Source organism: Arthrobacter sp. MDT2-16 (assembly GCF_054510925.1).
Genome location: NZ_JBTNDP010000001.1, coordinates 299,617 through 321,180 on the forward strand (window position 1 = coordinate 299,617; position 21,564 = coordinate 321,180).

The following is a 21,564-nucleotide window of genomic DNA, read 5'->3' on the forward strand; positions in this document are numbered from 1 at the left end:
TGCTTCACGCCGCGACGCGCCCGGGGCGGTCGGACGCCCGGTCTGTCAGAGACCGCAACCGTACCAGCGACTCCCGTCCAGCACCTAAGGTTCACTGAGAGCTGTACTATCGGAGGATGGGTTCGCATCACCACGTACCACCAGGGACGGCGGGCCGTGGCCCCCTGGCCACTGCACTCGCCATCACGCTCGCCGTCTTCGTGCTCCAGATCGTAGGGGCGTGGTGGACCGGCAGCCTCGCGCTGCTCTTCGACTCCGTTCATGTCCTGACCGATGCGGCCGGTCTCGCCATGGCCCTGGGCGCGGCCACGCTCTCGGTCCGTCCCGCGACCCCCAGGCGGTCCTGGGGGTTCCGGCGTGCGGAGGTGATCGCCGCCCTGCTGCAGGCAGCGTTCCTGCTGGCCGTCGGGGCCTACGTGCTGATCGAGGGTGTGCGGCGGCTGGTCACGCCGGAGGACGTCGCCGCTCCGGGGATGATCGTGTTCGGGGCCGTCGGCCTGGCCGGCAACCTCGCCGCTCTCGCGGTCCTGTCCCGGCACCGCTCGGCCGGCTTCAACCTGCGGGCCGCTTTCCTCGAGGTGCTCAACGACGCCCTGGGCTCCGTGGCCGTCATCGTCGCGGCCGTCGTCATCACGCTGACGGGCTGGATGCGGGCCGATGCCGTCGTGGCCATCCTGATCGGCGCCCTGATCGTCCCTCGGACCGTGAAGCTGCTGCGCGAGACCATCGATGTCCTGCTGGAGTCCACCCCGGCCGGTATCGACCTCGAGGAGGTGCGCGCGCACATCGCACGCCTGCCGCAGGTGCAGGACGTCCACGACCTGCACATCACGCAGATCGCCACCGGCCTGCCCGTGCTGACGGCGCACATCGTGGTGGACGACGCCTGTTACCGCGACGGATCGGCGCACGCCGTCCTCGACCAGCTCCAGGAGTGCGTAATGGGGCACTTCGAGGTCAGCATCGACCACTGCACCTTCCAGATCGAGCCCCTTGCCCATGTCCCGCACGAGACGGAGCTGAGCCACTGATGCTGCAGACCCTGACCTCCACCCCGGTGCTGCAGCGGGTGGGTACCGCGCTCTCCGATCCGACGCGCGTGCGCATCCTGGTGGCGCTGCGGGACGCGCCGGCCTATCCGAGCGAGCTCGCCGGGATGCTCGGGGTCAGCCGCCAGAGCCTGTCCAACCACCTCGCGTGCCTGCGCGGGTGCGGCCTCGTGGTGTCGGTCGCGGAGGGCCGGCGCTCCCGCTACGAGCTCGTCGACCCCAAGCTCGGCCACGCGCTGACCGACCTCCTGGGGATCGTGCTCGCGGTGGACCCCGACCACGACGGCTCCGCCGGGCACGATCACCGCACGTACGCGAAGGAGCCGGCGCACCCTGCGCCGACCCCTTCGACCGCGCCGGCGCCCTAGCCCTCCGGCTGCCCCATGAGGCGTGAGCGGATCAGGAACCTCTTCCCCTCCGGGGCCTCGACCGAGAAGCCGCTCCCCCTGCCCGGGACGACGTCGACCGTGAGGTGCGTGTGGCGCCAGTACTCGAACTGCTCCCGCGACATCCAGAACTCGATGAGTCGCGGCCCGTCATCGGCCGTCCCCGGCTGGGCGACCGCGCCGGAGCCTCCAGCACCGGACGAGATGTCGAGGACTCCCAGCAGCACGTCCGCCTCGGCGGTGAGGAACTCGCCCGCCGGGTAGCACATCGGTGACGAGCCGTCACAGCAACCGCCGGACTGGTGGAACATCAGCGGCCCATGGATCAGCCACAGCTTGTCCAGCAGCTCGACGGCGCTGTCCGTGAGCGCCACCCGGGAGAAGGTCTCCCCCTGGATGGTCACCGAGGCTTCGACGGTCATCGTGCCTCCTAGAAGAACCCGAGCTTGGATTCGGAGTAGCTCACCAGCAGGTTCTTGGTCTGCTGGTAGTGGTCGAGCATCATGGCGTGGTTCTCGCGGCCGATGCCCGAGGACTTGTACCCGCCGAACGCCGCTCCCGCGGGGTAGGCGTGGTAGTTGTTCACCCATACCCGGCCGGCCTGGATCTCGCGCCCTGCACGGTAGGCGATGTTGCCGTTCCTCGACCACACGCCGGCACCGAGACCGTAGAGGGTGTCGTTGGCGATCTCCAGGGCTTCCGCGTAGTCGTTGAAGCGCGTGACCGAGACCACCGGGCCGAAGATCTCCTCCTGGAACACGCGCATGCTGTTGGTGCCCTCGAACACCGTGGGCTTCACGTAGTAGCCCTCGGCGAGGTCGCCGTCGAGCACGTTGCGCTCGCCGCCGATGAGCACCTTCGCGCCCTCCTGCCGGCCGATGTCCATGTAGGAGAGGATCTTCTCGAGCTGGTCGTTCGAGGCCTGGGCTCCCACCTGCGTGTCGGTGTCGAGCGGGTTGCCCTGCACCATCTTCTCCACGCGCGCGATCGCATCGCTCATGAACGAGTCGTAGATGGAGCCCTGCACCAGCGCACGCGACGGGCACGTGCACACCTCACCCTGGTTGAGGGCGAAGAGCGCGAAGCCCTCGAGCGCCTTGTCGTAGAAGGAGTCGTTGCTGTCCGCGACGTCCGAGAAGAAGATGTTGGGGCTCTTGCCGCCGAGCTCCAGGGTGACCGGGATCAGGTTCTGGCTCGCGTACTGGCTGATCAGGCGGCCCGTGGTGGTCTCGCCGGTGAAGGCGATCTTGCGGATGCGCTTGCTCGACGCCAGGGGCTTGCCGGCCTCCACACCGAAGCCGTTGACCACGTTCACCACGCCCGAGGGAAGGAGGTCGCTGATCAGCTCCATGAGCACGAGGATGGACGACGGCGTCTGCTCGGCAGGCTTCAGCACGACGGCGTTGCCTGCGGCGATGGCGGGGGCGAGCTTCCAGACCGCCATGAGGATGGGGAAGTTCCACGGGATGATCTGCCCGACGACACCGAGCGGCTCGTGGTAGTGGTAGGCCGTCATGTCCTCGTCGAGCTGGGACAGGTGACCCTCCTGGGCGCGGATGGCGCCGGCGAAGTAGCGGAAGTGGTCGACGGCCAGGGGCAGGTCCGCCGCGAGGGTCTCCCGGACGGGCTTGCCGTTCTCCCAGGTCTCGGCCACCGCGAGCATCTCGAGGTTCTCCTCCATGCGGTCCGCGATCCGGTTGAGGACCAGCGCCCTCTCTGCGGCAGGGGTCTTGCCCCATGCCGGGGCGGCCTTGTGCGCCGCGTCGAGTGCCAGTTCGATGTCCTCGGCCGTGCCCCGCGCCACCTCGCAGAACGCCTTGCCCGTCACCGGCGAGATGTTCTCGAAATACTGGCCCTTGATGGGTGGAGCCCACTCGCCGCCGATCCAGTTCTCGTACCGCGGCTTGAAACTGACCTTCGATCCGTCCTGGCCTGGCTGGGCGTAAACAGTCATCGTGTGCAACTCCTTGAACTCCGTGGATGCAGGACGTCGTCGTCCCTGCTGCACAGCGTAGGAGGGCGAAGGTTGCATCGACGTTGCATGGTCCAGAGGCCGGGAAGGCAGGACTGCCGGGGCCGTTCCGATCCGCACCGGAGGGCCACGAGCCGGCCCTGCGCCGTGCATGGGCGGTTCAGCTACCCCTGGCCGCCGGCGGGCGCTGCGATCTTCCCTGTCGGCTGCACCGGCGAGGCGGGGACGGCCGGCACCGCCGGGCCTGCAGGCATCGCTGGTGCTGTGTCGACAGGAGCGGGTTCCGGCGTGGCCTCCGGGGTGATCGGCGTCTCGGGGTCCTCGCAGGCGGGGTCCGCGGGATCGGTCTCCCCGGGGGCGGGCTCCGTACCCGGCGCGGGCTCGACGGCGGCATCGACAGGCAACCCTGCCGGCGCAGACGCGGCGTCCGCGACCCGTACGGGCTCGGCGCCGGGTGCGGGCTCCGTGCCCGGCTTCGCTGCAGCGCCGTCACCCGGTGCGTCCGGCGTCAACCCGTCGGGCTCGGGCTCCGAAGGATCTGTGTCGCAGGAAGGCTTCGGAGCGGGGTCCGGAGAGGGGGCGGCCGGATCTGCGTCGACCGGCGGCGCGGACGGGGTATCGCCTGAAGGAACATCGGCCGGCGGCGCGGACGGAGTCTGGCCGGGCGGGGTGTCGGCCGGTGTGGATCCGGGAGGCGTGGTCTCCTTCGCGGGCTCCGCCGGTGTCGAACCGGTGGTGCCACCGTTGGTACCCGTCGTGCCGCCCGTCGTGCCGCCCGTGGTGCCCTTCGTGGGGTCCGTCAGCGTCGAACCGGTGGTGCCGCCCGTGGTGCCGCCCGCCGTGGTGCCCTTCGTGGGGTCCGTCGGCGTCGAACCGGTGGTGCCGCCCGTGGTGCCGCCCGTCGTGGTGCCCTTCGTGGGGTCCGTCGGCGTCGAACCAGGGCTGCCGCCCGTCGTCGTGCCACCCGTCGCGCCACCCGTCGCGCCACCGTTGGTGCTGCCCGTCGTGCCACCCATCGTCGTGCCACCCGTCGTGCCGGTCGTGCCACCCGCGTCCGGCGTCGTCGGCTTCTGCCGATCAGGCTGGACCGTCGCCGGGACCTTGGGCGTCTGCGGTGCGGCCGGTGTCTTCGGGACGTGGGGCCTCCCCAGCGTATCGGGAACGGACGGACCATCACCGCGAGGCGATTCCTGGCCCGCTGCTCCCTCGCGCGTCGCGGGCTCGTCGTCGTGCTCGTCCGCGGAGGCGTCGGCACTTCCCGAGAACCCGGACGCCGAAGGGAGGTCGCCCCACGAAGGCGCCGGCAGGTCCGAACGGGTGGAGGACTGCGCCCAGGAGGGGATGTCGGCGGCGGCGATACCGCCGGGGGTGAAGTCCTTCAGCTCGCCCTTGCGGGCCGTGTGCTGCGAGGGGACCAGCTTCCATCGCAGGGGGTCGACGTGCTCGCCATTGAGGATGGTCTCGAAGTGCAGGTGGCACCCGGTCGAGGATCCGGAGGTGCCGATCTCGGCGATCACCTCTCCCCCGTTCACGGTGTCGCCCTGCGCCACCGAGATGCCCTGCAGGTGGTTGTAGCTCGTGATCAGGCCGTTGCCGTGGTCCACCTCCACACGGTTGCCGCCGCCCCACAGGTGCCAGCCCACGGCGCGGACGGTGCCGGCGTCGGCCGCGTACACCGGCGTGCCGCAGGGCGCGGAGTAGTCCTGGCCCGTATGGAACTCCCCGGCCTCCCCGGTGATGGGGCTTGTCCGCAGACCGAAGGCGGAGGTGGGGACGAGACCCTCGAGCGGTGCGAAGAGTGCACCGGCCTCCGGCCGCGCGGCCATGCCCGCCGCCCTTCCGCCGTCGGCCGCGGCGTCACCCGACACCCTAGGCCCTGCGGGATCGGACGGGTCCAGCGCGTCGGACCGGTCCAGTGGCAGGAGCAGCGAGGAGCCGACGATCCCTGTGGGTCGTGCATCATCCGACGCGAACGCTCCGGAGCCCCGGACGTCCTCGGGGACCGAGGCCGCGGCAGCTTCCCACGATTGCGGGACGATGCCCTGAAAGCCGACGAAACACACGACCATCGCCAGGCTCGCGTTCATCTTCGTGCGCGAGGTACGGGCACCCGGTCCCGGCACCCTGGTGCTGCCCCGGTGCTGTCCTGCCTGCGTCACGAGATTCCCCTTGTAGATCTGTCGCGGACGGTGCCGCTGGTCCGGCGGATGTCGCGCCGTCCCCGGTACCGAGGCACCACGGACAACGTTAGCCCGGTCACGGCACCTTTTCGACGGATCATTGCGATTCGCTAACGAAACTTCGGAGAACTTGTGGCTAACGATGGTGGAGTCCCGAGTTCGGCCTCGAGCCACTCGGTGTGCGCGACGACGGCGGCACGGCGCGGGGACCGTCCGGGCAGGACCCGCAGCGCGAGCTGCCAGGCCTCGGCGTCGTACTCCGCTTCGGGGAGCGCGAGGTAGTCCAGCACCGTGTCCGGCGCGCCGTCGGTCAGGACGGCGTCCCGCAGGAGCGTGGACACCTCGCTCCGCAGGCGCGTGATGGCCGGGGCCTGCGACCGGGGAAGGACGGGGCCGCGGTAGATGGCGAGCGCCATGCGGTGCGCGCCCCGGTGCAGGTAGTTCAGCACCTGCACCGCGTCCACGACCAGCTCCGCCGGAAGACGGTAGGGGCGGGACTGCGGCACGATCGCCGTCCCGTGCTCCGCGAGGACCTTGCGGAGCCGCAGCATCTCGGCACGGACCGTGGTGCCCGACGCATCCTCGGGATACGCCATGGTGGCCAGCTGGTCCGCGGTGAGGCCCTCGGGGTGCAGGGCCAGCAGCGTCAGCAGTTCCGCGTGCCGGAGGCTGAGCTCGAGCGCCGCTCCCCCCGCGTGCACCACTCCGTGGTCCGCGCCGAGGATCTGCAGGCTGTTGCGGTACAGGGCGGTCGGCGTACGTGCAGCCCTGCCACGCCTCGTCCTCGTCCTCGGCAGGCGACCCTGCAGCCGGTGGATGCTCAGTTGCGCCTCCGCCGCCGCGACGGTGGCCTCGACGAGGGACAGCGTGTGGGTGGCCACGGCATCGGCGGTCCCGGTGATGTCGACGACGCCGAGGACCGTGCCCGAGTCCGGATCGTGCAGCGGTACCGCGGTGCAGCTCCACGGATGGACCTGGGGGCTGAAGTGCTCGGCCCCCGCGATCTGCACGCTGCGCTCCAGGGCCAGCGCGGTGCCCGGAGCACTCGTGCCCACGGTGGCCTCCGACCAGTCCGCTCCGGGGACGAACAGCATCCCCTCCGCCCGGCGCCGCAGTTCGCGGTCGCCGTCGACCCACAGGAGCCTGCCGTTCTCGTCACCGACCGCCACGAGCATGCCCGAATCGAGGCTGGGCTGGACGAGCAGGCGGTCGATGACGGGCATGATCGCTGCCAGTGGATGAGCCTGCCGGTAGGCCTCGAGTTCCTCCTCGGAGCAGAACAGGCGTGCGCTCGCAGTGGCCGGGTTGGGCAGGAAGGTCAGGGACCGGAGCCAGGATTCACGCACCATCCCGCGCAGATTGCCGTCGAGACCCTCGCCCTGGCCCAGTGCCTCGTGGGCGGCCCGTGCCTTCCGCTGCACGACGACGGAGGACAGCTCCGCTACGGGGATGGAACGGGACGACGTCATCGGCACTCCGCTTCGTGGGCTGTCCCGCATGGCAGCGTGGGACAGGTCACAGTGTAGCGGGACTACTCTCCCCGAGAAATGGTCACCATGTCCTCACGCGGTACGAGTTTCACGCGCTCGCGGACGAGTTCGGCGTTGCCCGAGGTGTTGACGAAGTTCGCACCGAGCTTCAGCTCGTGCCCGTCCAGCCTCAGCCAGCCGTCCCAGGTGGTGTAGCGGACGCCGCGCTCCTCGAGGAGCGCGATGATGGCACCCTCGGACGGGTCCTCGGCGGGAGGCAGGTTGAGCCGGTCCTCGAGCAGGAACCCGATGGTCTCGAGCGCATCGCCCTTGGTGTGCCCGATGAGGCCGACGGGCCCGCGCTTGATCCAGCCGGTCGCGTAGATGCCGGGCACGGGCTGCCCCTCCTCGTCGATCACGCGCCCGCCCTCGTTGGGGATGACACCCCGCTGCTCGTCGAAGCCGACCTCGGGCAGCTCGGAGCCGAAGTAGCCGATGGCCCGATAGACCGCCTGGACCGGGTAGTCGATGATCTCCCCGGTGCCGCGGACGCTGCCGTCACCGGTGAGCTCGGTGCGCTCGAACTTCATGCCGGCGACCCTGCCGGGCGTCTCGGGCGAGTCGTGGATCTCCACGGGCGAGTGGAGGAAATGGAGGTGCAGCCGCCGCGACGCGCCCGTCGGCTCGTCCTCGACCAGCCAGTTGGTGAGCGTCTTGACCATGGTCTTGGTCTGGTTGTTCGACGCGATCTGCTCCTCGGAGCCGGCGTCGAAGTCGAAGTCCTCGGGGTACAGCACGATATCGACGTCCCGCGAGTGGGAGAGCTCGCGAAGCTCCAGCGGAGTGAACTTGACCTGCGCGGGGCCCCGGCGCCCGAAGACGTGCACGTCGGTGACGGGCGAGGCCTTCAGCCCCTGGTAGACGTTGTCCGGGATCTCGGTCGACAGGAGGTCGTCCGCGTGCTTGGACAGGATGCGCGCGACGTCGAGGGCCACGTTGCCGTTGCCGATCACCGCGATCTCCCTGGCATCCAGCGGCCAGTCGCGGCTGACGTCCGGGTGTCCGTCGTACCAGGAGACGAAGTCGGCGCCGCCGAAGGACCCTTCGAGTTCGACGCCCGGGATGGGGAGGTCCGCATCCCTGATGGCGCCGGTCGCGAAGATGACGGCGTCGTAGAAGCGGCGGAAGTCCGAGAGCGTGAGGTCCCGGCCGTAGTTGACGTTGCCCAGGAAGCGGATGTCGCCGCGGTCGAGCACCTTGTGCAGGGCGTTGACGATGCCCTTGATCCGCGGGTGATCAGGTGCCACCCCGTAGCGGATCAGGCCGTAGGGTGCCGGGTACTGGTCGAACAGGTCGATGCTGACGGCGAAGTCGCCGCCCTGGACCTCGTTCGACTTCGTCAGGATGTCGGCGGCGTAGACGCCTGCCGGACCGGCGCCGATGATCGCGACCCGCAGCGGTCGTGCCGCAGCTGAGGTAGACACTGATGAGCCTTCTTCCCGGGATGATCCTGATGGATACGGTGGCGCGGAATAAGCGCACACTTCTCTATTCTAAATGCCGACGGGCAGCCCGGTCCAAACCTGTGGCGGGGATCTCCTACGGACCCGCGAGCAGGAATAAAGGGGCCGTCCAACCCGTTTCCTCACGTCGTGAGCGGACCAGGCGTGACCCCCAGTCGGCCGGTGCGGAGCGAGAACTCCGTCGGCATCCTCTTCGGCATCGGCGCCTACGGGCTGTGGGGGCTCCTCCCGCTGTACTTCCTCGTCCTCGCGCCGGCCGGTCCGGTCGAGATCGTGGCCAACCGCGTAGTCTGGTCGCTCGTCTTCTGTGCCATCCTGCTCACCGTCCTGCGGTCCTGGCGGCCGGTGATCACCGCCCTGCGCTCTCCGAGGATCACCGGGACCCTCACGGTCGCGGCGCTGCTGATCGCCGTGAACTGGCTGGTCTACACCTACGGCGTCACCTCCGGCCAGGCCATCGAGGCCGCGCTCGGCTACTTCATCAACCCGATCGTCTCGGTCCTGCTGGGCGTGATCGTGCTGCGCGAGAGGCTGCGGCCCCTGCAGTGGATCGCGATCGGCATGGGAGTGCTGGCGGTGGTCGTGCTGGCCGTCGGCTACGGCTCCGTGCCGTGGATCGCCCTGACCCTGGCGTTCTCCTTCGGCCTGTACGGATTCGTGAAGAAGAAGGTCGGCTCGCGCGTCGATGCGGTGTCGAGCCTCAGCATCGAGACCGCCGTCCTGGCGCCGATAGCCGCGGCGGTCATGCTGTGGCTCGGATCCGCCGGCAAGGCGACACTCGTGACGGAGGGGGCGGGCCACTTCTGGATCATGGTCGCGTCGGGCGTCATCACCGCCGTACCCCTCATCTTCTTCGGGGCCGCCGCCCGCCGCCTGCCGCTGACCACCATCGGGCTCCTGCAGTACCTGGCCCCCGTGCTCCAGTTCCTCCTCGCACTGCTGGTCCTCGGCGAGGAGATGCCGTTCGAGCGGTGGATCGGCTTCAGCCTCGTGTGGGTGGCCCTCATCCTCCTCACGATCGACATGCTCCGGACGGTGCACCGCCAGCCGAAGGCCGCGAAGCCCGCGGACGCGGTCGACGCCCCGGCCTGACGTCGCCGGATCAGCGTTCGTCCACGCCCGAAAGCCGTCCGTACCCCTCGCGCGCGGCGGCGGCCGGCAGGGGTGCGTCCGGCACCGCCGCCGTCAGGTAGGCGGCATTGAGCCGTGAGAGCAGACCGACCAGCCCGACGACGTCGGCGCTGTCCCAGCCCTCCAGTTGCGCTCGGAAGTGCCGCTGCCGCTCCTGCCGAGCCCGGTCCACCCGGCGCCTCCCCTCCTGGGTCAGGGAGACCGGGCGCGACCGCTCGTCGCCCATCGTCTCCCCGCGCTCGATCAGGCCGAGGCGCTGCAGTGCCGCGACGTGGCCGCTGACGGCCGGCGTGCCCATGCCGAGTGTCGCCGCGAGATCGGTCACCCTGCTCGGGCCGAGCGCGCGCACCGCGCACAGCACGCTGTAGGCCGCAGGTTCCATGGACGGATCCACCCCGCGGGCGAGCGCACGGCAGACCCGCTGCTCGCTGCGGCACACGGCTGCGGCCTCGCGCTCGACGGCGTCGAGCGCGGTCCGTCGCACCCGGCCCGGCACCCCGCGGGATCTACCCATGGCCGAATAGTAGGCATGCGCGGGCACGGACGGGCTCCGGACCCGCAGCATGACCTACTGTGACGTCCCCGGCAGGCCCGGACGCACCGGGGACATCCGCTACCGGCGCGGGGCGTACCCGCGCGTCAGGATCTCCTGCCGGAAGAACGCCGGGTTGATGCGCGACCACACCAGCATGAGCACCGCGCCCAGGAGGATCACGCCGATCCCGAGGACGAACACCATGCCGACCCCGAACAGCTCGGACCCGGAACCGTACTCCGGGTCCATCGAGTCGATGGCCGTCTTGACGAACATCACGAGCAGGATCACCCCTCCCAGCAGCGGCGCCAGGAACTTGAGGAGGATGTTCCGGACGCCCGCGAAGGCCTGTGCCCGGAAGTACCACACGCACGCCAGGGCGGTGATGCCGTAGTAGAAGCAGATCATCAGGCCGAGCGCGGTGATGGTGTCCCACAGCGCGTTCTCGGACACGAGGCGCGTGAACACGTAGAACCCGGCGGCCGCGAGCGCCGCGGCGACGGTCGCGTAGCTGGGCGACTTGTGCTGCGGGCTGATGCGCCCGTACCCCTTCGGCAGGGCGCTGTAGTGGCCCATGGCGAGGAGCGTGCGTGCGGGCGAGACGAAGGTGGACTGCAGGGAGGCCGCCGAGGAGCTGAGGACCGCCATGGACATCAGGATGGCGAAGGGGCCCATGACCGGGCCTGCGAGCGTCGCGAAGATGCTCTCCTGGTTGTCCGGGTTGCCCGCGCCGAGTTCGCCGTCGCCCACGCCGGCGTAGGCGAGGGTGGCGAGCGCGACGGTGAGGTAGATGACCACGATCACGACGACGGTCAGGGCCCCTGCGCGGCCCGGCGTCCGGCCGGGGTCGGTGGTCTCCTCGTTCATCGTGAGCGTCACGTCCCAGCCCCAGTAGATGAAGATCGAGAGCGAGACGCCGGCGGCGAAGGCGGAGAAGGAGCCGACGGCGAAGGGATTGAACCACTCGGCGCTGATGCTCGTGGCGTCGAAGGCGGTGCCGTTGGCCACGTGGATGAAGGCGGCGATGGCGAACCATGCGAGGACCACGAGCTGGAAGGTCACGAGCACGTACTGGACCGTCTTCGTGGCCTGCATCCCGCGGTAGGAGATGTAGCAGGCGAGGGCGATGAACACGAGCGTCGTCGCGATGTTCACCGGCAGGTTCAGTGTGAGGTCCGCGATCGCGGGATCGCCCAGGACCTGCGAGATCAGCAGGTAGAAGAAGTCCACGGCCACGGCGGCGAGGTTGGACAGCACGATGACGGTCGCGGCGATGAGCCCCCATCCGCCCATCCAGCCGATCCAGGGGCCGAAGGCGCGCGTGGCCCAGGTGAAGGAGGTCCCGGAGTCGGGCATGGCGCTGTTGAGCTCCCGGTAGCCGAGGGCCACGAGCAGCATGGGGATGAAACCGATCAGGAAGATCGCCGGGAGGTTGACCCCCACCTCGGCGACCGTGGGCCCGAGGGCCGCGGTCAGGGTGTAGGCGGGGGCCACACAGGACACCCCGATGACCACGGCGCCCAGCAGCCCGACGGTCCCCGAATCGAGGCCCTTCCTGCTGAGTCCGGTTCCCCTCTGTGTTGTCTCGTCGATACTCATACGTCCGCCTCCGTGGGTAAGGCGCCCGGACCTGAGGTGGTGCCGGGCGTTGCGTACGTACGCGGGACGACGACCATGGGGATGGTCAGCGTACGCAGGATCTTCGCCGCGGTGGACCCGAGGAAGATCCGCGCATGTTGCGCGAGGCGGCTGGAACCGACCAGCAGCACCTCCCCCTCGTCCCACGCCATGGTCTCGATGGCGTCCTCGATGGAGGAGCCCCGGGCGGTCTCGACGCTCACACGCCCGCCGGCCGCGAGTGACGACGCCGCCTCCGCCAGCCGCCGGTTCGCCTCCTCCTCCGCGTTCCCGGCATCGGACTGGCCGGCGTCGAGCGCGATGAGGGACACGAGGCGCAGCGGCAGGCCCCGGCGGCGGGCGGAGGACACGGCGACGGAGATGACGGCGTCGGCCCCCGCCCGGCGGCCCACCGCGCAGGTCAGGCGCGTGACGGGGTCGGTCCGGCGGTAGTCGCTCGGCGCGAGGGCCACGGGCACGGGGGATGCGTGGAGCAGGCTGCGCGCCACGTTGCCCACGCTGAAGCGGCCGGCGAGTCCGCGCGAGCTGGCACCGATCACGATCAGGGACGCCTCGGTGTCCTCGGCGGCGCGGATGAGGCCCTCCGCGTTCGATTCGGCCCGCATCACGACGCCGCGGGCCGTGACGTCGTCGGGCACGAGGGCGAGCCCCTCGTCCATCCATTCCCGCATCTGCTCGGACAGGAGGGTGTCGAAGCCCTTGTCCGGCGGGTACGTGCCCGCGTAGAGCGAGTGCTCGGGTGTGACGAGGACGAGGTCCAGACTCGCCTCCTGGCGCCGGGCGAGGGCGACGGCGAGGCAGACGGCGTCGTGGCCGCGCGCGTCCGCCGTGTAGCCGACGATGTAACGCATGGTCATGCCTCCTTGGCCGTGCCGGTGGACTGGAGGCCGGAGGCGAGCGCACAGTGCAACTGGTCGGCGGTGCGCTGCCCCATGCGGATGGCGCCGTCCACGTGCTGGTAGCCCTCGGCCGCGATGTCCGAGCACGACCAGTGGATGGGACCGACGGGCCTTCGCTGGTCGCGGCCGTAGCGGTGCAGCCCGCCGAGATCGTAGCTGGAGGCGTAGGCGCCGCGGGTCCACTCCTCGGACGCCCAGTCCGACTCGTAGTACACCTCGGGCTCGAGAGCCTGCGGACCGAGGAAACCCGCGATCGAGGCCAGGATGCGCTCCCTGCGCTCGTGCGGTGCGAGCTCGAACATGGCGTCCGCCTTCTCGTCGGAGACGAAGGCCACGAGGGTGCCGCGCGGGTCCTCGAAGTTGGAGTTGTCGTAGACCTCCTGCACGATCGAATCGGCGCTGAAGCCCGTGCCCGAGAGGCCCTCCTCGCGCCAGAACGGCGTGGCGTAGACGGCGTGCACCTTGATCACGAGCCCCAGCGACTGGTGCTGGTGCATCTGGTGCTGACGGCGCGGCAGCGGCGGCTCGTAGCTGATGCGCGAGTACAGGTTGGGCGGGACGGCGACGACGGCGTAGCGCGCGTGCACCGTCGTCGTGTCGGAGACGACGGTGACCCCCTCGACGGTGTCCTGCCCGTCCATGCCGCTCCAGCGGAGGGTCCGCACAGGGCTCGAGAGGATCACGTCCTCCCCCAGATCGGCCGCCATGCGCTCGGAGACGGACTGCATGCCGCCGACCACGCGGCGGTCGAGGATGAAGTCCTCGTCCACGAGGTTGGAGAAGGACCCGGCGGTCGCCGCCATGAGGATCGCCTGCAGCGCGGAGAAGGAGTGCGCCGGTTTGGTGAGCATCCCGCCCGCGATGAAGAGGCCGATGTTGTCGCAGGCCTCCTCGTCGTCGGACTGGCGGCGCAACCAGTGGTGGAAGGAGATCGTGTCGAGGGCACGCGCGTCCGGGTGGTTCCAGGGATCCTCCGGGCCCGCCTCCTCCACGAGGCGGTCGAGGATACCGATGAGCCGCGTCATCTCCTCGCGGGTGTAGTCACCGACGGGGAACATCTCCCCCGAGTACCGCACCGGCCTGCCGTCCGGGCCGATGTACACGGAGTCGCCGTCGCGATAGCGCGGGAACGTGTCGAGGCCCAGTTCGTCGAGGAGTCCGATGAGGGCCGTTTGGTCCGGCGACACCCACTGGCCGCCGACCTCGAGGACGGCGCCGTCGACGACGTCCGTGTGGGTCCGGCCACCCACGCGGTCCCGTGCCTCGAGGACGGCGACCGAATGGCCCGCCTTCGTCAGCTCACGTGCTGCGGTCAGGCCCGAGGGGCCCGCTCCGATGATGACGACGTCCCGCTCGATGGTGTCCATGAAATCCTCCTCGGCCCGGTGACACGGGCCACAAAATGAATGACGTTCATTATTTGGCTTTATCATAGCCATGGGCGCTCCCGGAGGAAAGGGAACGGCCGCACGACGACGGCACAGCACCGGGAAGCAGGATCAATGACCGCAGCAACCCCAGCACCGCGGCGTGCAGGGCGACCCCCACGAAGCCTCCTCTCGAAGGAGCGCATCACCACGGCGGCCCTCGACCTCATCGCAGCCGAGGGTTACGAGGGCCTCACGATGTCCGCCGTCGCGCGACGCCTGCGCGTGGCCCCGTCCGCGCTGTACAACCACGCGGGCTCCAAGCGGGAGGTGCTCGGCTGGGTGCAGGACCACGTCATGACCATGGTCGACGTCGGCGCCTTCGCCGACGAACCGTGGGACGAGGCCGTGCGGCAGTGGGCGTGGTCGTACCGGGGGGTCTTCGCCCGGCACGCACCGCTCGTCCCGGTCATCGCCGTGCTGCCCGTCACCGATGCCCCGGCGACCCTGCGGATGTACGAGGAGGTGGCCCGCGGATTCCTGGGGGCGGGGTGGCCCGAGGACCGGATCGTACCCGCAATCGTGGCCCTGGAGTCGTTCATCTACGGCTCGGCCCTCGACGTCACGGCACCGGGCGACATCTTCGACTCGGGCGCCCTGGCGGACCGGTTCCCCGTGTTCACCGCTGCGGTCCGCCGTGCAGGGGAGACCTCGGGAGCGGAGGGTGCCGCCGACGCCGCGTTCCGCACGGGCCTCGACGGCATGATCGCGGGGCTCCGCCAGCAGCTGGCGGCCTGCTCGCGGGCCTGAACAGGGCCGGGAGGATCACCATCCTGCTGATTGCTAGACGGCCTAGCTTTACGGATCACACGGTAGCTGTTACGGTCAGGGGACGGTCAAGCAACGGCCCACACTTCTGATCACGCGAGGCTTTCCATGACTGTTGCTCCGCTTTCCCTGACCGGCACCCATCAGGACGAAGAGCGTGCCGCCACGAGCACCACGCCGGACCTGCACGCCGTGGATTTCGCCCCGGCGACCGGCGTCGCCGAACCGCTCACCCCCGAGGTCCCCGACCTTCCGTTCGACCTCTCCGGGGTCTCCACCCGCGAACTGCGCATCCTCTGCAACCAGCTCTACCGGGTGCTCGACACCGACTACCCGCCCTACGGCGTCCAGGATGACTACGAGGCCGTGGTCGCCGTGCTCGACAGCCGCCGGGCGCGCGCCGCGGAGCAGACCGAGAGCGGGAAGCTGCGCGAGAAGTTCCGCGACAACCCGGCGAGCTCGCGCTTCGAGCTGTTCCACGACGGCACCATGGTCGGCTACGTGAAGTACGACATGCGGGCCGGTCGCATCCGCCTGCTGGAGACCGTGGTGGGGCCCGACCATTCCCGCTCCGGCCTGGAGCCCGTCCTCGTCCGCGAGGCCCTGCTCAGCGCCCACCGCCGCCGTCTCGCCCCCGTCCCCTACTGCAGGCACGCCCAGGCTTTCCTGGCGGAGAACCCGCAGTTCCGCGCGCTCATCCCGGTCGGCTGACCTCGCCCGTTCCGGCACGACGACGGAGGCCCCGCAGCATCGCTGCGGGGCCTCCGTCGTCCTCGTCGTGCGTATGGACGGTCAGCCGGCGTCGACCGAGCGGATCGCGCGCTCGAGCACGTCGAGGCCGTCGGCCAGCAGTTCGTCGGTGATGACCAGCGGCGGCAGCAGGCGGATCACGTTGCCGTAGGTGCCGCAGGTCAGGATGATGACACCCTCGCGCAGGCACTGCGCGGCGATGGCCTTCGTGGCCTCGGCGTTGGGCGCCTTGCCGCCGTGCTCCACGAACTCGATCGCGAGCATGGCGCCGCGCCCACGGAGCTCGCCGATGATGCAGCGCTCCCCCAGATCGGCCTGGAGGGCGGCGAAGCGCTCCGTCACCAGCTCCTCGATGTGGCGGGCGCGTCCGGCGAGATCCTGCTCCTTCATCGTCCGGATCGCACCGAGAGCGGCCGCGCAGGCCACGGGATTGCCGCCGTAGGTGCCGCCGAGCCCGCCGGCGTGGACGGCGTCGAGCAGATCCGCCCGGCCCGTGATGGCCGAGAGCGGCATGCCGCCGGCGATGCCCTTCGCCATGGTGATGATGTCGGGCACCACACCCTCGTGGTTCACGGCGAACCACTCACCCGTGCGGCAGAAACCCGACTGCACCTCGTCGGCGATGAACACCACGCCGTTGGCGGTGGCCCACTCGGCGAGGGCCGGGAGGAATCCGTCGGCGGGCACGATGAAGCCTCCCTCGCCCTGCACGGGCTCGATGATGATCGCGGCGACCGATTCGGCACCGATCTGCTTCTCGATCATGGTGATGGCCCGCCGGGCCGCCTCGGGACCCGTGATGGCCGGGTTCTCCTCGCGGAACGGGTAGCTCATCGGCACGCGGTAGATCTCCGGCGCGAAGGGGCCGAAGTTCGTCTTGTAGGGCATGGCCTTTGCGGTGAGCGCCATGGTCAGGTTCGTGCGGCCGTGGTAGGCGTGGTCGAAGGCGACGACGGCGTCCCTGCCGGTGGCGAGGCGTGCCACCTTGACGGCATTCTCCACGGCCTCCGCGCCCGAGTTGAACAGGACAGTCCGCTTCTCGAAGTCCCCGGGCGTCAGCTCCGCGAGCTGCTCGGCGACGGCCACGTAGCCCTCGTAGGGCGTCACCATGAAGCACGTGTGGGTGAAGTGCTCCACCTGCTCCTTGACGGCGCCGACGACGGCCGGGTCCGAGGCGCCGACGCTCGTCACGGCGATGCCTGATCCGAGGTCGATGAAGGAGTTGCCGTCGACGTCGTGGATGATGCCGCCGTCGGCGTCCGCCACGTAGACGGGCACGCCGGAGGCGACGCCCTTGGCGACGACGGCGGCGCGGCGCGCGGCCAGCTCGGTGGACCTGGGGCCCGGGAAGTCTCCGGTGATACGGCGCTTCTGCTCGAGCCGGAAGCCCGGTGCGGAGATGCCGGAGGAGGTTGCGAAAGTGGTCATGTGGGGTTCCTTGTCTGGAGGGGACGCTAGGCGTCCAGCACGCTCATGACGTGCTTGATGCGGGTGTAGTCCTCCACGCCGTACATGGAGAGGTCCTTGCCGTAGCCGGAGTTCTTGAAGCCGCCGTGGGGCATCTCGGCGGTGAGCATGATGTGCGTGTTGATCCACACGGCGCCGAAGTCGAGGTCGCGGGAGACCCGCATCGCGGTGCCGTGGTCGGTGGTCCAGACGCTGGAGGCGAGGGCGTAGTCCACCCCGTTGGCCAGCTCCACGGCCTCCTCCTCGGTGGCGAAGGTCTGCACCGTGACGATCGGGCCGAACGTCTCCTGCTGCACCACCGGGTCGTCCTGGCGGGCACCGGTGATGATCGTGGGCTCGAAGAAGTAGCCCTTGTCACCGGCGCGCCTGCCCCCGGTCGCGATGCTGCAGTGGGCCGGCAGCGCCTCGATGACGGCGTTGACGGCGTTGAAGTGGTTGATGTTGTTGAGCGGGCCGAAGTAGTTCTCGGAGTCGTCGGCGCTGCCCGTCCTCAGCGTGGCCGTGTGCTCCACCATCGCGGCGACGAACTCGTCGTGGGCCTGCTCCTGCACGAGGATCCGCGTGATGGCCGTGCAGTCCTGGCCCGCGTTGAAGAACGCGAACTCCGCGATCGCCGCGGCGCTCTTCCTCAGGTCGGCATCCGCGAAGACGACGGCGGGCGCCTTGCCCCCGAGCTCGAGGTGCGCGCGCTTGAGGCCCTTCGCGGCAGTGGTGGCGACGGCGATGCCGGCCCGGACGGAGCCCGTGATGGACACGAGGCCCGGGACGGGGTGCTCGATCATGGCGGCACCGGTCTCCCCCGTGCCCAGTACCACGTTCAGGACGCCGTCGGGCAGGATGCCCTGCGTGAGCCGCGCGAGCACGAGGGTGGACTCGGGGGTGGTGTCGCTGGGCTTCAGGACCACGGTGTTGCCGGCGGCGAGTGCCGGCCCGATCTTCCAGATGGCCATGAGGAACGGGTAGTTCCACGGCGCCACCTGCGCGACGACGCCGATGGGCTCCCGCCGCACGTACGAGGTGTGGCCCTCGAGGTACTCGCCGGCGGACTTGCCCTCGAGGACGCGCGCGGCGCCGGCGAAGAACCGCAGCTGGTCGGCACCGACGGCCACCTCCTCGGCGGCGATCATCTCCCGCACCTGGCCCGTGTTGCGGTGCTGCGCCTCGACGAGCTCGTCGCTCGCGGCCTCGACGGCGTCGGCGAGCTTGAGCAGCATGAGCTGGCGCTGGCTCGGGGTGGTCCGCTTCCAGGTGGTGAAGGCACGCGCTGCAGCCTTCATGGCGTCGTCGACGTCGGCGGGCGAGGACACGGGCGACTGCGCGACCACTTCGCCGTTGGTCGGGTTCACGATGTCCAGGAGCTCGGTGCCGGCGGGCGTCACGAATACGCCGTCGATGTAGTTCTGAAGGGTCTCAGCCACGCTGCAGTGCCTTTCACGAGGTCGGACCCGCGGAGGGACCGGACGCATCCGGCACGCGGGTATCGGTAGAACGGTACCGGGGGAACGCACACCGGGCCACGGATACCTGCACAGGCGACCCGAGGGTCCGCCGTGCAGGAGCACAGCACCCTAGGCTTGTCGTATGGCCATCACCCTCACGGATCTCCTCTCCGACGCGGCGCTCGGGCTCGTCCCGGAGGGCCGGTCGGAGGCTCCTCCCCAGCCCATCCAGTGGGTCGCGGTGACGGAGCTGGCCGATCCGCGACCGTTCCTCAATGGCGCCGAGGTGGTCCTGACCACCGGGGTACGGCTCACCACGGGCGCCGCGCAGCGGGCCTTCGTGCGACGGGCACATGAGGCGGGCGCGCTCGCCATCGGTTTCGGTGTCGGCCTCACGCACCGGCGGATCCCCGCCGCACTGCTCGCCGAGGCGGACGACGTCGGCCTGCCCGCCTTCAGCGTGCCCTACGAGGTGCCCTTCATCGCCATCGGCAAGACAGTGGCCGACGCCCTGTCCGCCGACCGCTACGCGGGGCTGGAGGACCTCCTCCGGGGGCACGCCGTCCTGGCCTCGGCCCTGCTCGGACCGGGCGGCCTCGGGGCCCTGCTCGGGGAGCTCGCCCGCATGCTCGGCACCGACGTCGCGCTGTTCCAGTACGGGGCGCGCATCGCGGGCGCCTCCGGTCCCGGCACCGCCCACCCGGAGGGGGACTGGCACCGGCTGCCGGTCGCCACCGGACTGAAGGACCGCTGCATCCTCGCCATCGCGGAGCCCTACGGACGCGCTGCCGTGGTGGACTACGCGCAGAACCTCATCTCCGTGGAGCTGACGAACCAGGCCCGGAACCGGACAGGCACCCGGACCGCCGTCGGCCAGCTCCTCGAGGACGTGGTGCGCGGCACGCTCGCGGGAGCGGAGGCGGCCGCGCGGCTCGCCGGGGCCGGGATCGACACCGCGCTGAGGCACAGCGTGCTGATCGTCGACGTCGCCTCCGGCCAGCGGCGGGCGCTTCGGACGCTGCCCCTGCCCGACGGCTGGGACGGAGCGTCGGCCGGCCTCGTCGACGACCGCCTGGTACTCGTGCCCCCTGCCACGGGCGCACCCGATCCGGCCCGGCTCGGCCGTTACCTCCACGGAGCCGGCCTCACGGCCCGCATCGGCGTCGGCGGAGCGTACGCCCAGCCCAACGGGCTGCGCTGGAGCTACTTCGAGGCTCGCGAGGCGCTGCAGCGGGGGCAGTCGCTCAACGTGGCCGACCGCCTGAGCCTGACCTCCCTGCTCATGACCAGCGCCGACGTACCCCTCTCCGACCTCGCGACGGAGACCCTGCAGCCGCTGGAGGCCTTCGACGCGGCCCACGGCACGAACCTCCTGCCCACCCTGGAGCGGTACCTCGACCTCGACGGCTCGGTGGCCGCCGTCGCCGCTGGACTGGGGCTCCACCGCAACACCGTCCGCTACCGCCTGCAGCAGGTCGTCACACTCACCGGGTACGACCCCGCGGTCACCGCGGACCGCGTGCACCTCTACCTCGCGCTGCGCATCCGCGCCCTCGGCTGACGCCCCTGCTCCGCGACCCATCTCCCGGAGGTGGCGACTCCGAACGAGGTGAACCACGACAGCCGGCCGCTGCATGGAATAGTTTGATCACCACGCACCGGTCTCACAGTCCTTCGGGGGTTTCCATGTCACTGCTCCATACCGACGCGGCGGAGCTGCACGAGCTCGCCCGCCAGGCGGTCCTGCAGGAGTACCGCCTCCCCTACGGCGAGGCCGACGGCACCCCCGTGGACAGGCTCGAGTACGAGACACCTCCGGAACTGCTCAACCTGGTGAAGCTGGCCGTCCGGGTCAGCGGCATGGACGCGGGCGTCATCAACATCATCACGGCCGACCAGCAGCACCAGATCGCCGCCGTCGGCGTGGACCCGGCGGTGTGCTCGCGGGACGACTCCATGTGCTCCAAGGTGTTCACGTCGGGGTCCATCACCGCCCTCGCGGACGCATCCCGCGATCCGCGCTTCGCCGACAACCCCTTCGTCAACGGAGGGATCGCCCGCGTCCGGTCCTACGCGTCGGTCCCCCTCGTCACGCGGGAGGGCCACGCCCTGGGCTCGCTGTGCGTGTTCTCCCCCCGGGTGCTCGCCTTCGACGCCGGGCAGCACGAGGGCCTCGAGATCCTCGCACGGCAGGTCGTGGAGGTCCTCGAACTGCAGTTCACGACGCGCCGGCTCGTCGAGGCCCTCGAGGTGGTGCGCCGCAGCAACGAGGACCTCGCGAGCTTCGCGGCCCGCGTGAGCCATGACCTGAAGAACCCCCTGACCGCGATCCTCGGATACGCCGAACTCAGCGAACAGGACGACGAGGTCGAACCCTCCGGCCCGGCGGCGCGCTACCTCAGCATCATCCGCGGCAGCGCCAGCCGCATGCTGTCCACGGTGGAGGACGTCCTCGAGTTCTCGCGCATCGGCGGGGCGATCAGCCGGCGCGAGGTACGCCTGAGCACGCTCATGAACGCCGTGCTGCAGGATGTCCTTCCGCTCACCAGCGCCTCCGACGCCGTCATCACGGTGCAGGACGCGCTCCTGTCCGTGGACCGGGCGCAGGTCACCGCCCTCCTGCAGAACCTCGTGTCCAACGCCATCAAGTACTCCACGCCCGGAAGCCCTCCGCGCATCGAGGTCGTGGCGAGCGTGGGCGAGGCCCAGGTGCTGCGCGTGATCGACCATGGCAAGGGCATCGATCCCGCCGACCGCCAGCGGGTGCTCGAGCCGCTCGTGCGCCTGTACCGCGAAGGGGATCCGCCCGGCAATGGGATCGGGCTGGCGACGTGCGCCCGGATCGCGGACGCCCACGAGGGCTCGATCACCGTGTCGGAGACCCCGGGTGGCGGGACCACGGTGACGGTGCACCTCGGGCCGGCCGCCTGA

The 21,564-nt window shown here is 70.3% G+C and carries 18 protein-coding genes; 7 read left to right on the forward strand and 11 right to left on the reverse strand.

Annotation, left to right across the window (positions count from 1 at the left end; translation table 11 throughout):
• Positions 1–116: 116 nt before the first annotated feature.
• Entirely contained in the window at positions 117–1,031 is a 915-nt protein-coding gene (locus ACX80N_RS01500; RefSeq protein WP_459338006.1) for a cation diffusion facilitator family transporter, read from the forward strand.
• Complete coding sequence (locus ACX80N_RS01505) at positions 1,031–1,417, forward strand: ArsR/SmtB family transcription factor (RefSeq protein WP_459338007.1); 387 nt, start codon at positions 1,031–1,033, stop codon at positions 1,415–1,417. Before ACX80N_RS01500 ends, ACX80N_RS01505 begins: the two co-directional genes overlap by 1 nt.
• On the opposite strand, the gene ACX80N_RS01510 is transcribed toward ACX80N_RS01505, so the two are convergent.
• The 5 genes from ACX80N_RS01510 to ACX80N_RS01530 all read right to left on the reverse strand — a co-directional run bounded on the left by ACX80N_RS01510 (position 1,414) and on the right by ACX80N_RS01530 (position 8,540).
• On the reverse strand, positions 1,414–1,857 hold the full coding sequence (locus ACX80N_RS01510) for a DUF779 domain-containing protein (protein WP_459338008.1): 444 nt from the start codon (positions 1,855–1,857) through the stop codon (positions 1,414–1,416). The two genes, ACX80N_RS01505 and ACX80N_RS01510, sit on opposite strands and share 4 nt — an antisense overlap.
• A gap of 8 nt (positions 1,858–1,865) precedes the next feature.
• Entirely contained in the window at positions 1,866–3,389 is a 1,524-nt protein-coding gene (gene exaC, locus ACX80N_RS01515; RefSeq protein WP_459338009.1) for an acetaldehyde dehydrogenase ExaC, read from the reverse strand.
• Between the two features lie 182 nt (positions 3,390–3,571).
• A complete protein-coding gene (locus ACX80N_RS01520) occupies positions 3,572–5,566 on the reverse strand; it encodes a M23 family metallopeptidase (RefSeq protein ID WP_459338010.1) in 1,995 nt (664 codons plus the stop codon).
• Between the two features lie 131 nt (positions 5,567–5,697).
• On the reverse strand, positions 5,698–7,056 hold the full coding sequence (locus ACX80N_RS01525) for an AfsR/SARP family transcriptional regulator (RefSeq protein WP_459338011.1): 1,359 nt from the start codon (positions 7,054–7,056) through the stop codon (positions 5,698–5,700).
• 62 nt (positions 7,057–7,118) lie between these two features.
• On the reverse strand, positions 7,119–8,540 hold the full coding sequence (locus ACX80N_RS01530) for an FAD-dependent oxidoreductase (protein ID WP_105033044.1): 1,422 nt from the start codon (positions 8,538–8,540) through the stop codon (positions 7,119–7,121).
• Positions 8,541–8,708: 168 nt separating this feature from the next.
• Here ACX80N_RS01530 and rarD point away from each other — a divergent pair, with 168 nt between their 5' ends.
• Positions 8,709–9,671 carry an EamA family transporter RarD gene (gene rarD, locus ACX80N_RS01535; protein ID WP_459338012.1) on the forward strand — a complete coding sequence of 321 codons (963 nt, stop codon included), beginning with the start codon at positions 8,709–8,711 and terminating at the stop codon, positions 9,669–9,671.
• 10 nt (positions 9,672–9,681) lie between these two features.
• Here the strand turns inward: rarD and ACX80N_RS01540 are convergent, their stop codons facing one another.
• The 4 genes from ACX80N_RS01540 to ACX80N_RS01555 form a co-directional block, all read right to left on the reverse strand.
• On the reverse strand, positions 9,682–10,224 hold the full coding sequence (locus ACX80N_RS01540; RefSeq protein WP_459338013.1) for a MarR family winged helix-turn-helix transcriptional regulator: 543 nt from the start codon (positions 10,222–10,224) through the stop codon (positions 9,682–9,684).
• A 99-nt stretch (positions 10,225–10,323) separates the two neighbouring features.
• On the reverse strand, positions 10,324–11,844 hold the full coding sequence (locus tag ACX80N_RS01545) for an APC family permease (protein WP_459338014.1): 1,521 nt from the start codon (positions 11,842–11,844) through the stop codon (positions 10,324–10,326).
• Positions 11,841–12,740, reverse strand: a complete 900-nt coding sequence (locus ACX80N_RS01550; RefSeq protein WP_459338015.1) for a universal stress protein — start codon at positions 12,738–12,740, stop codon at positions 11,841–11,843. The genes ACX80N_RS01545 and ACX80N_RS01550 overlap by 4 nt, the downstream gene beginning before the upstream one ends.
• Positions 12,737–14,221 carry a flavin monoamine oxidase family protein gene (locus tag ACX80N_RS01555; protein ID WP_459338016.1) on the reverse strand — a complete coding sequence of 495 codons (1,485 nt, stop codon included), beginning with the start codon at positions 14,219–14,221 and terminating at the stop codon, positions 12,737–12,739. The genes ACX80N_RS01550 and ACX80N_RS01555 overlap by 4 nt, the downstream gene beginning before the upstream one ends.
• A 63-nt stretch (positions 14,222–14,284) precedes the next feature.
• Between ACX80N_RS01555 and ACX80N_RS01560 the strand changes: the two genes are divergently transcribed.
• Positions 14,285–14,959 carry a TetR/AcrR family transcriptional regulator gene (locus ACX80N_RS01560; protein WP_459338017.1) on the forward strand — a complete coding sequence of 225 codons (675 nt, stop codon included), beginning with the start codon at positions 14,285–14,287 and terminating at the stop codon, positions 14,957–14,959.
• A 126-nt stretch (positions 14,960–15,085) separates the two neighbouring features.
• Positions 15,086–15,688 carry a GNAT family N-acetyltransferase gene (locus ACX80N_RS01565; protein ID WP_459338018.1) on the forward strand — a complete coding sequence of 201 codons (603 nt, stop codon included), beginning with the start codon at positions 15,086–15,088 and terminating at the stop codon, positions 15,686–15,688.
• An 81-nt stretch (positions 15,689–15,769) separates the two neighbouring features.
• Here ACX80N_RS01565 and gabT read toward each other — a convergent pair whose 3' ends face one another.
• Both gabT and ACX80N_RS01575 read right to left on the reverse strand, forming a co-directional pair.
• Entirely contained in the window at positions 15,770–17,155 is a 1,386-nt protein-coding gene (gabT, locus tag ACX80N_RS01570; RefSeq protein WP_459338019.1) for a 4-aminobutyrate--2-oxoglutarate transaminase, read from the reverse strand.
• A 26-nt stretch (positions 17,156–17,181) separates the two neighbouring features.
• A complete protein-coding gene (locus tag ACX80N_RS01575) occupies positions 17,182–18,612 on the reverse strand; it encodes a gamma-aminobutyraldehyde dehydrogenase (protein WP_459338020.1) in 1,431 nt (476 codons plus the stop codon).
• Between the two features lie 163 nt (positions 18,613–18,775).
• Between ACX80N_RS01575 and ACX80N_RS01580 the strand changes: the two genes are divergently transcribed.
• Both ACX80N_RS01580 and ACX80N_RS01585 read left to right on the forward strand, forming a co-directional pair.
• Positions 18,776–20,194: a PucR family transcriptional regulator gene (locus ACX80N_RS01580; protein WP_459338021.1), complete on the forward strand. Its 1,419-nt coding sequence runs from the start codon at positions 18,776–18,778 to the stop codon at positions 20,192–20,194.
• A gap of 125 nt (positions 20,195–20,319) precedes the next feature.
• Positions 20,320–21,564: a sensor histidine kinase gene (locus tag ACX80N_RS01585; protein WP_459338022.1), complete on the forward strand. Its 1,245-nt coding sequence runs from the start codon at positions 20,320–20,322 to the stop codon at positions 21,562–21,564.

Coding starts and splice junctions, on each gene's coding strand:
- ACX80N_RS01565 (WP_459338018.1), top strand. CDS start 15,086: ATGACTGTTGCTCCGCTTTCCCTGACCGGCACCCATCAGGACGAAGAG.
- exaC (WP_459338009.1), bottom strand. CDS start 3,389: ATGACTGTTTACGCCCAGCCAGGCCAGGACGGATCGAAGGTCAGTTTC.
- ACX80N_RS01510 (WP_459338008.1), bottom strand. CDS start 1,857: ATGACCGTCGAAGCCTCGGTGACCATCCAGGGGGAGACCTTCTCCCGG.
- ACX80N_RS01505 (WP_459338007.1), top strand. CDS start 1,031: ATGCTGCAGACCCTGACCTCCACCCCGGTGCTGCAGCGGGTGGGTACC.
- ACX80N_RS01585 (WP_459338022.1), top strand. CDS start 20,320: ATGTCACTGCTCCATACCGACGCGGCGGAGCTGCACGAGCTCGCCCGC.
- ACX80N_RS01555 (WP_459338016.1), bottom strand. CDS start 14,221: ATGGCTATGATAAAGCCAAATAATGAACGTCATTCATTTTGTGGCCCG.
- ACX80N_RS01580 (WP_459338021.1), top strand. CDS start 18,776: ATGGCCATCACCCTCACGGATCTCCTCTCCGACGCGGCGCTCGGGCTC.
- ACX80N_RS01540 (WP_459338013.1), bottom strand. CDS start 10,224: ATGGGTAGATCCCGCGGGGTGCCGGGCCGGGTGCGACGGACCGCGCTC.
- ACX80N_RS01560 (WP_459338017.1), top strand. CDS start 14,285: ATGACCGCAGCAACCCCAGCACCGCGGCGTGCAGGGCGACCCCCACGA.
- ACX80N_RS01525 (WP_459338011.1), bottom strand. CDS start 7,056: ATGACGTCGTCCCGTTCCATCCCCGTAGCGGAGCTGTCCTCCGTCGTC.
- ACX80N_RS01550 (WP_459338015.1), bottom strand. CDS start 12,740: ATGACCATGCGTTACATCGTCGGCTACACGGCGGACGCGCGCGGCCAC.
- ACX80N_RS01545 (WP_459338014.1), bottom strand. CDS start 11,844: ATGAGTATCGACGAGACAACACAGAGGGGAACCGGACTCAGCAGGAAG.
- gabT (WP_459338019.1), bottom strand. CDS start 17,155: ATGACCACTTTCGCAACCTCCTCCGGCATCTCCGCACCGGGCTTCCGG.
- ACX80N_RS01500 (WP_459338006.1), top strand. CDS start 117: ATGGGTTCGCATCACCACGTACCACCAGGGACGGCGGGCCGTGGCCCC.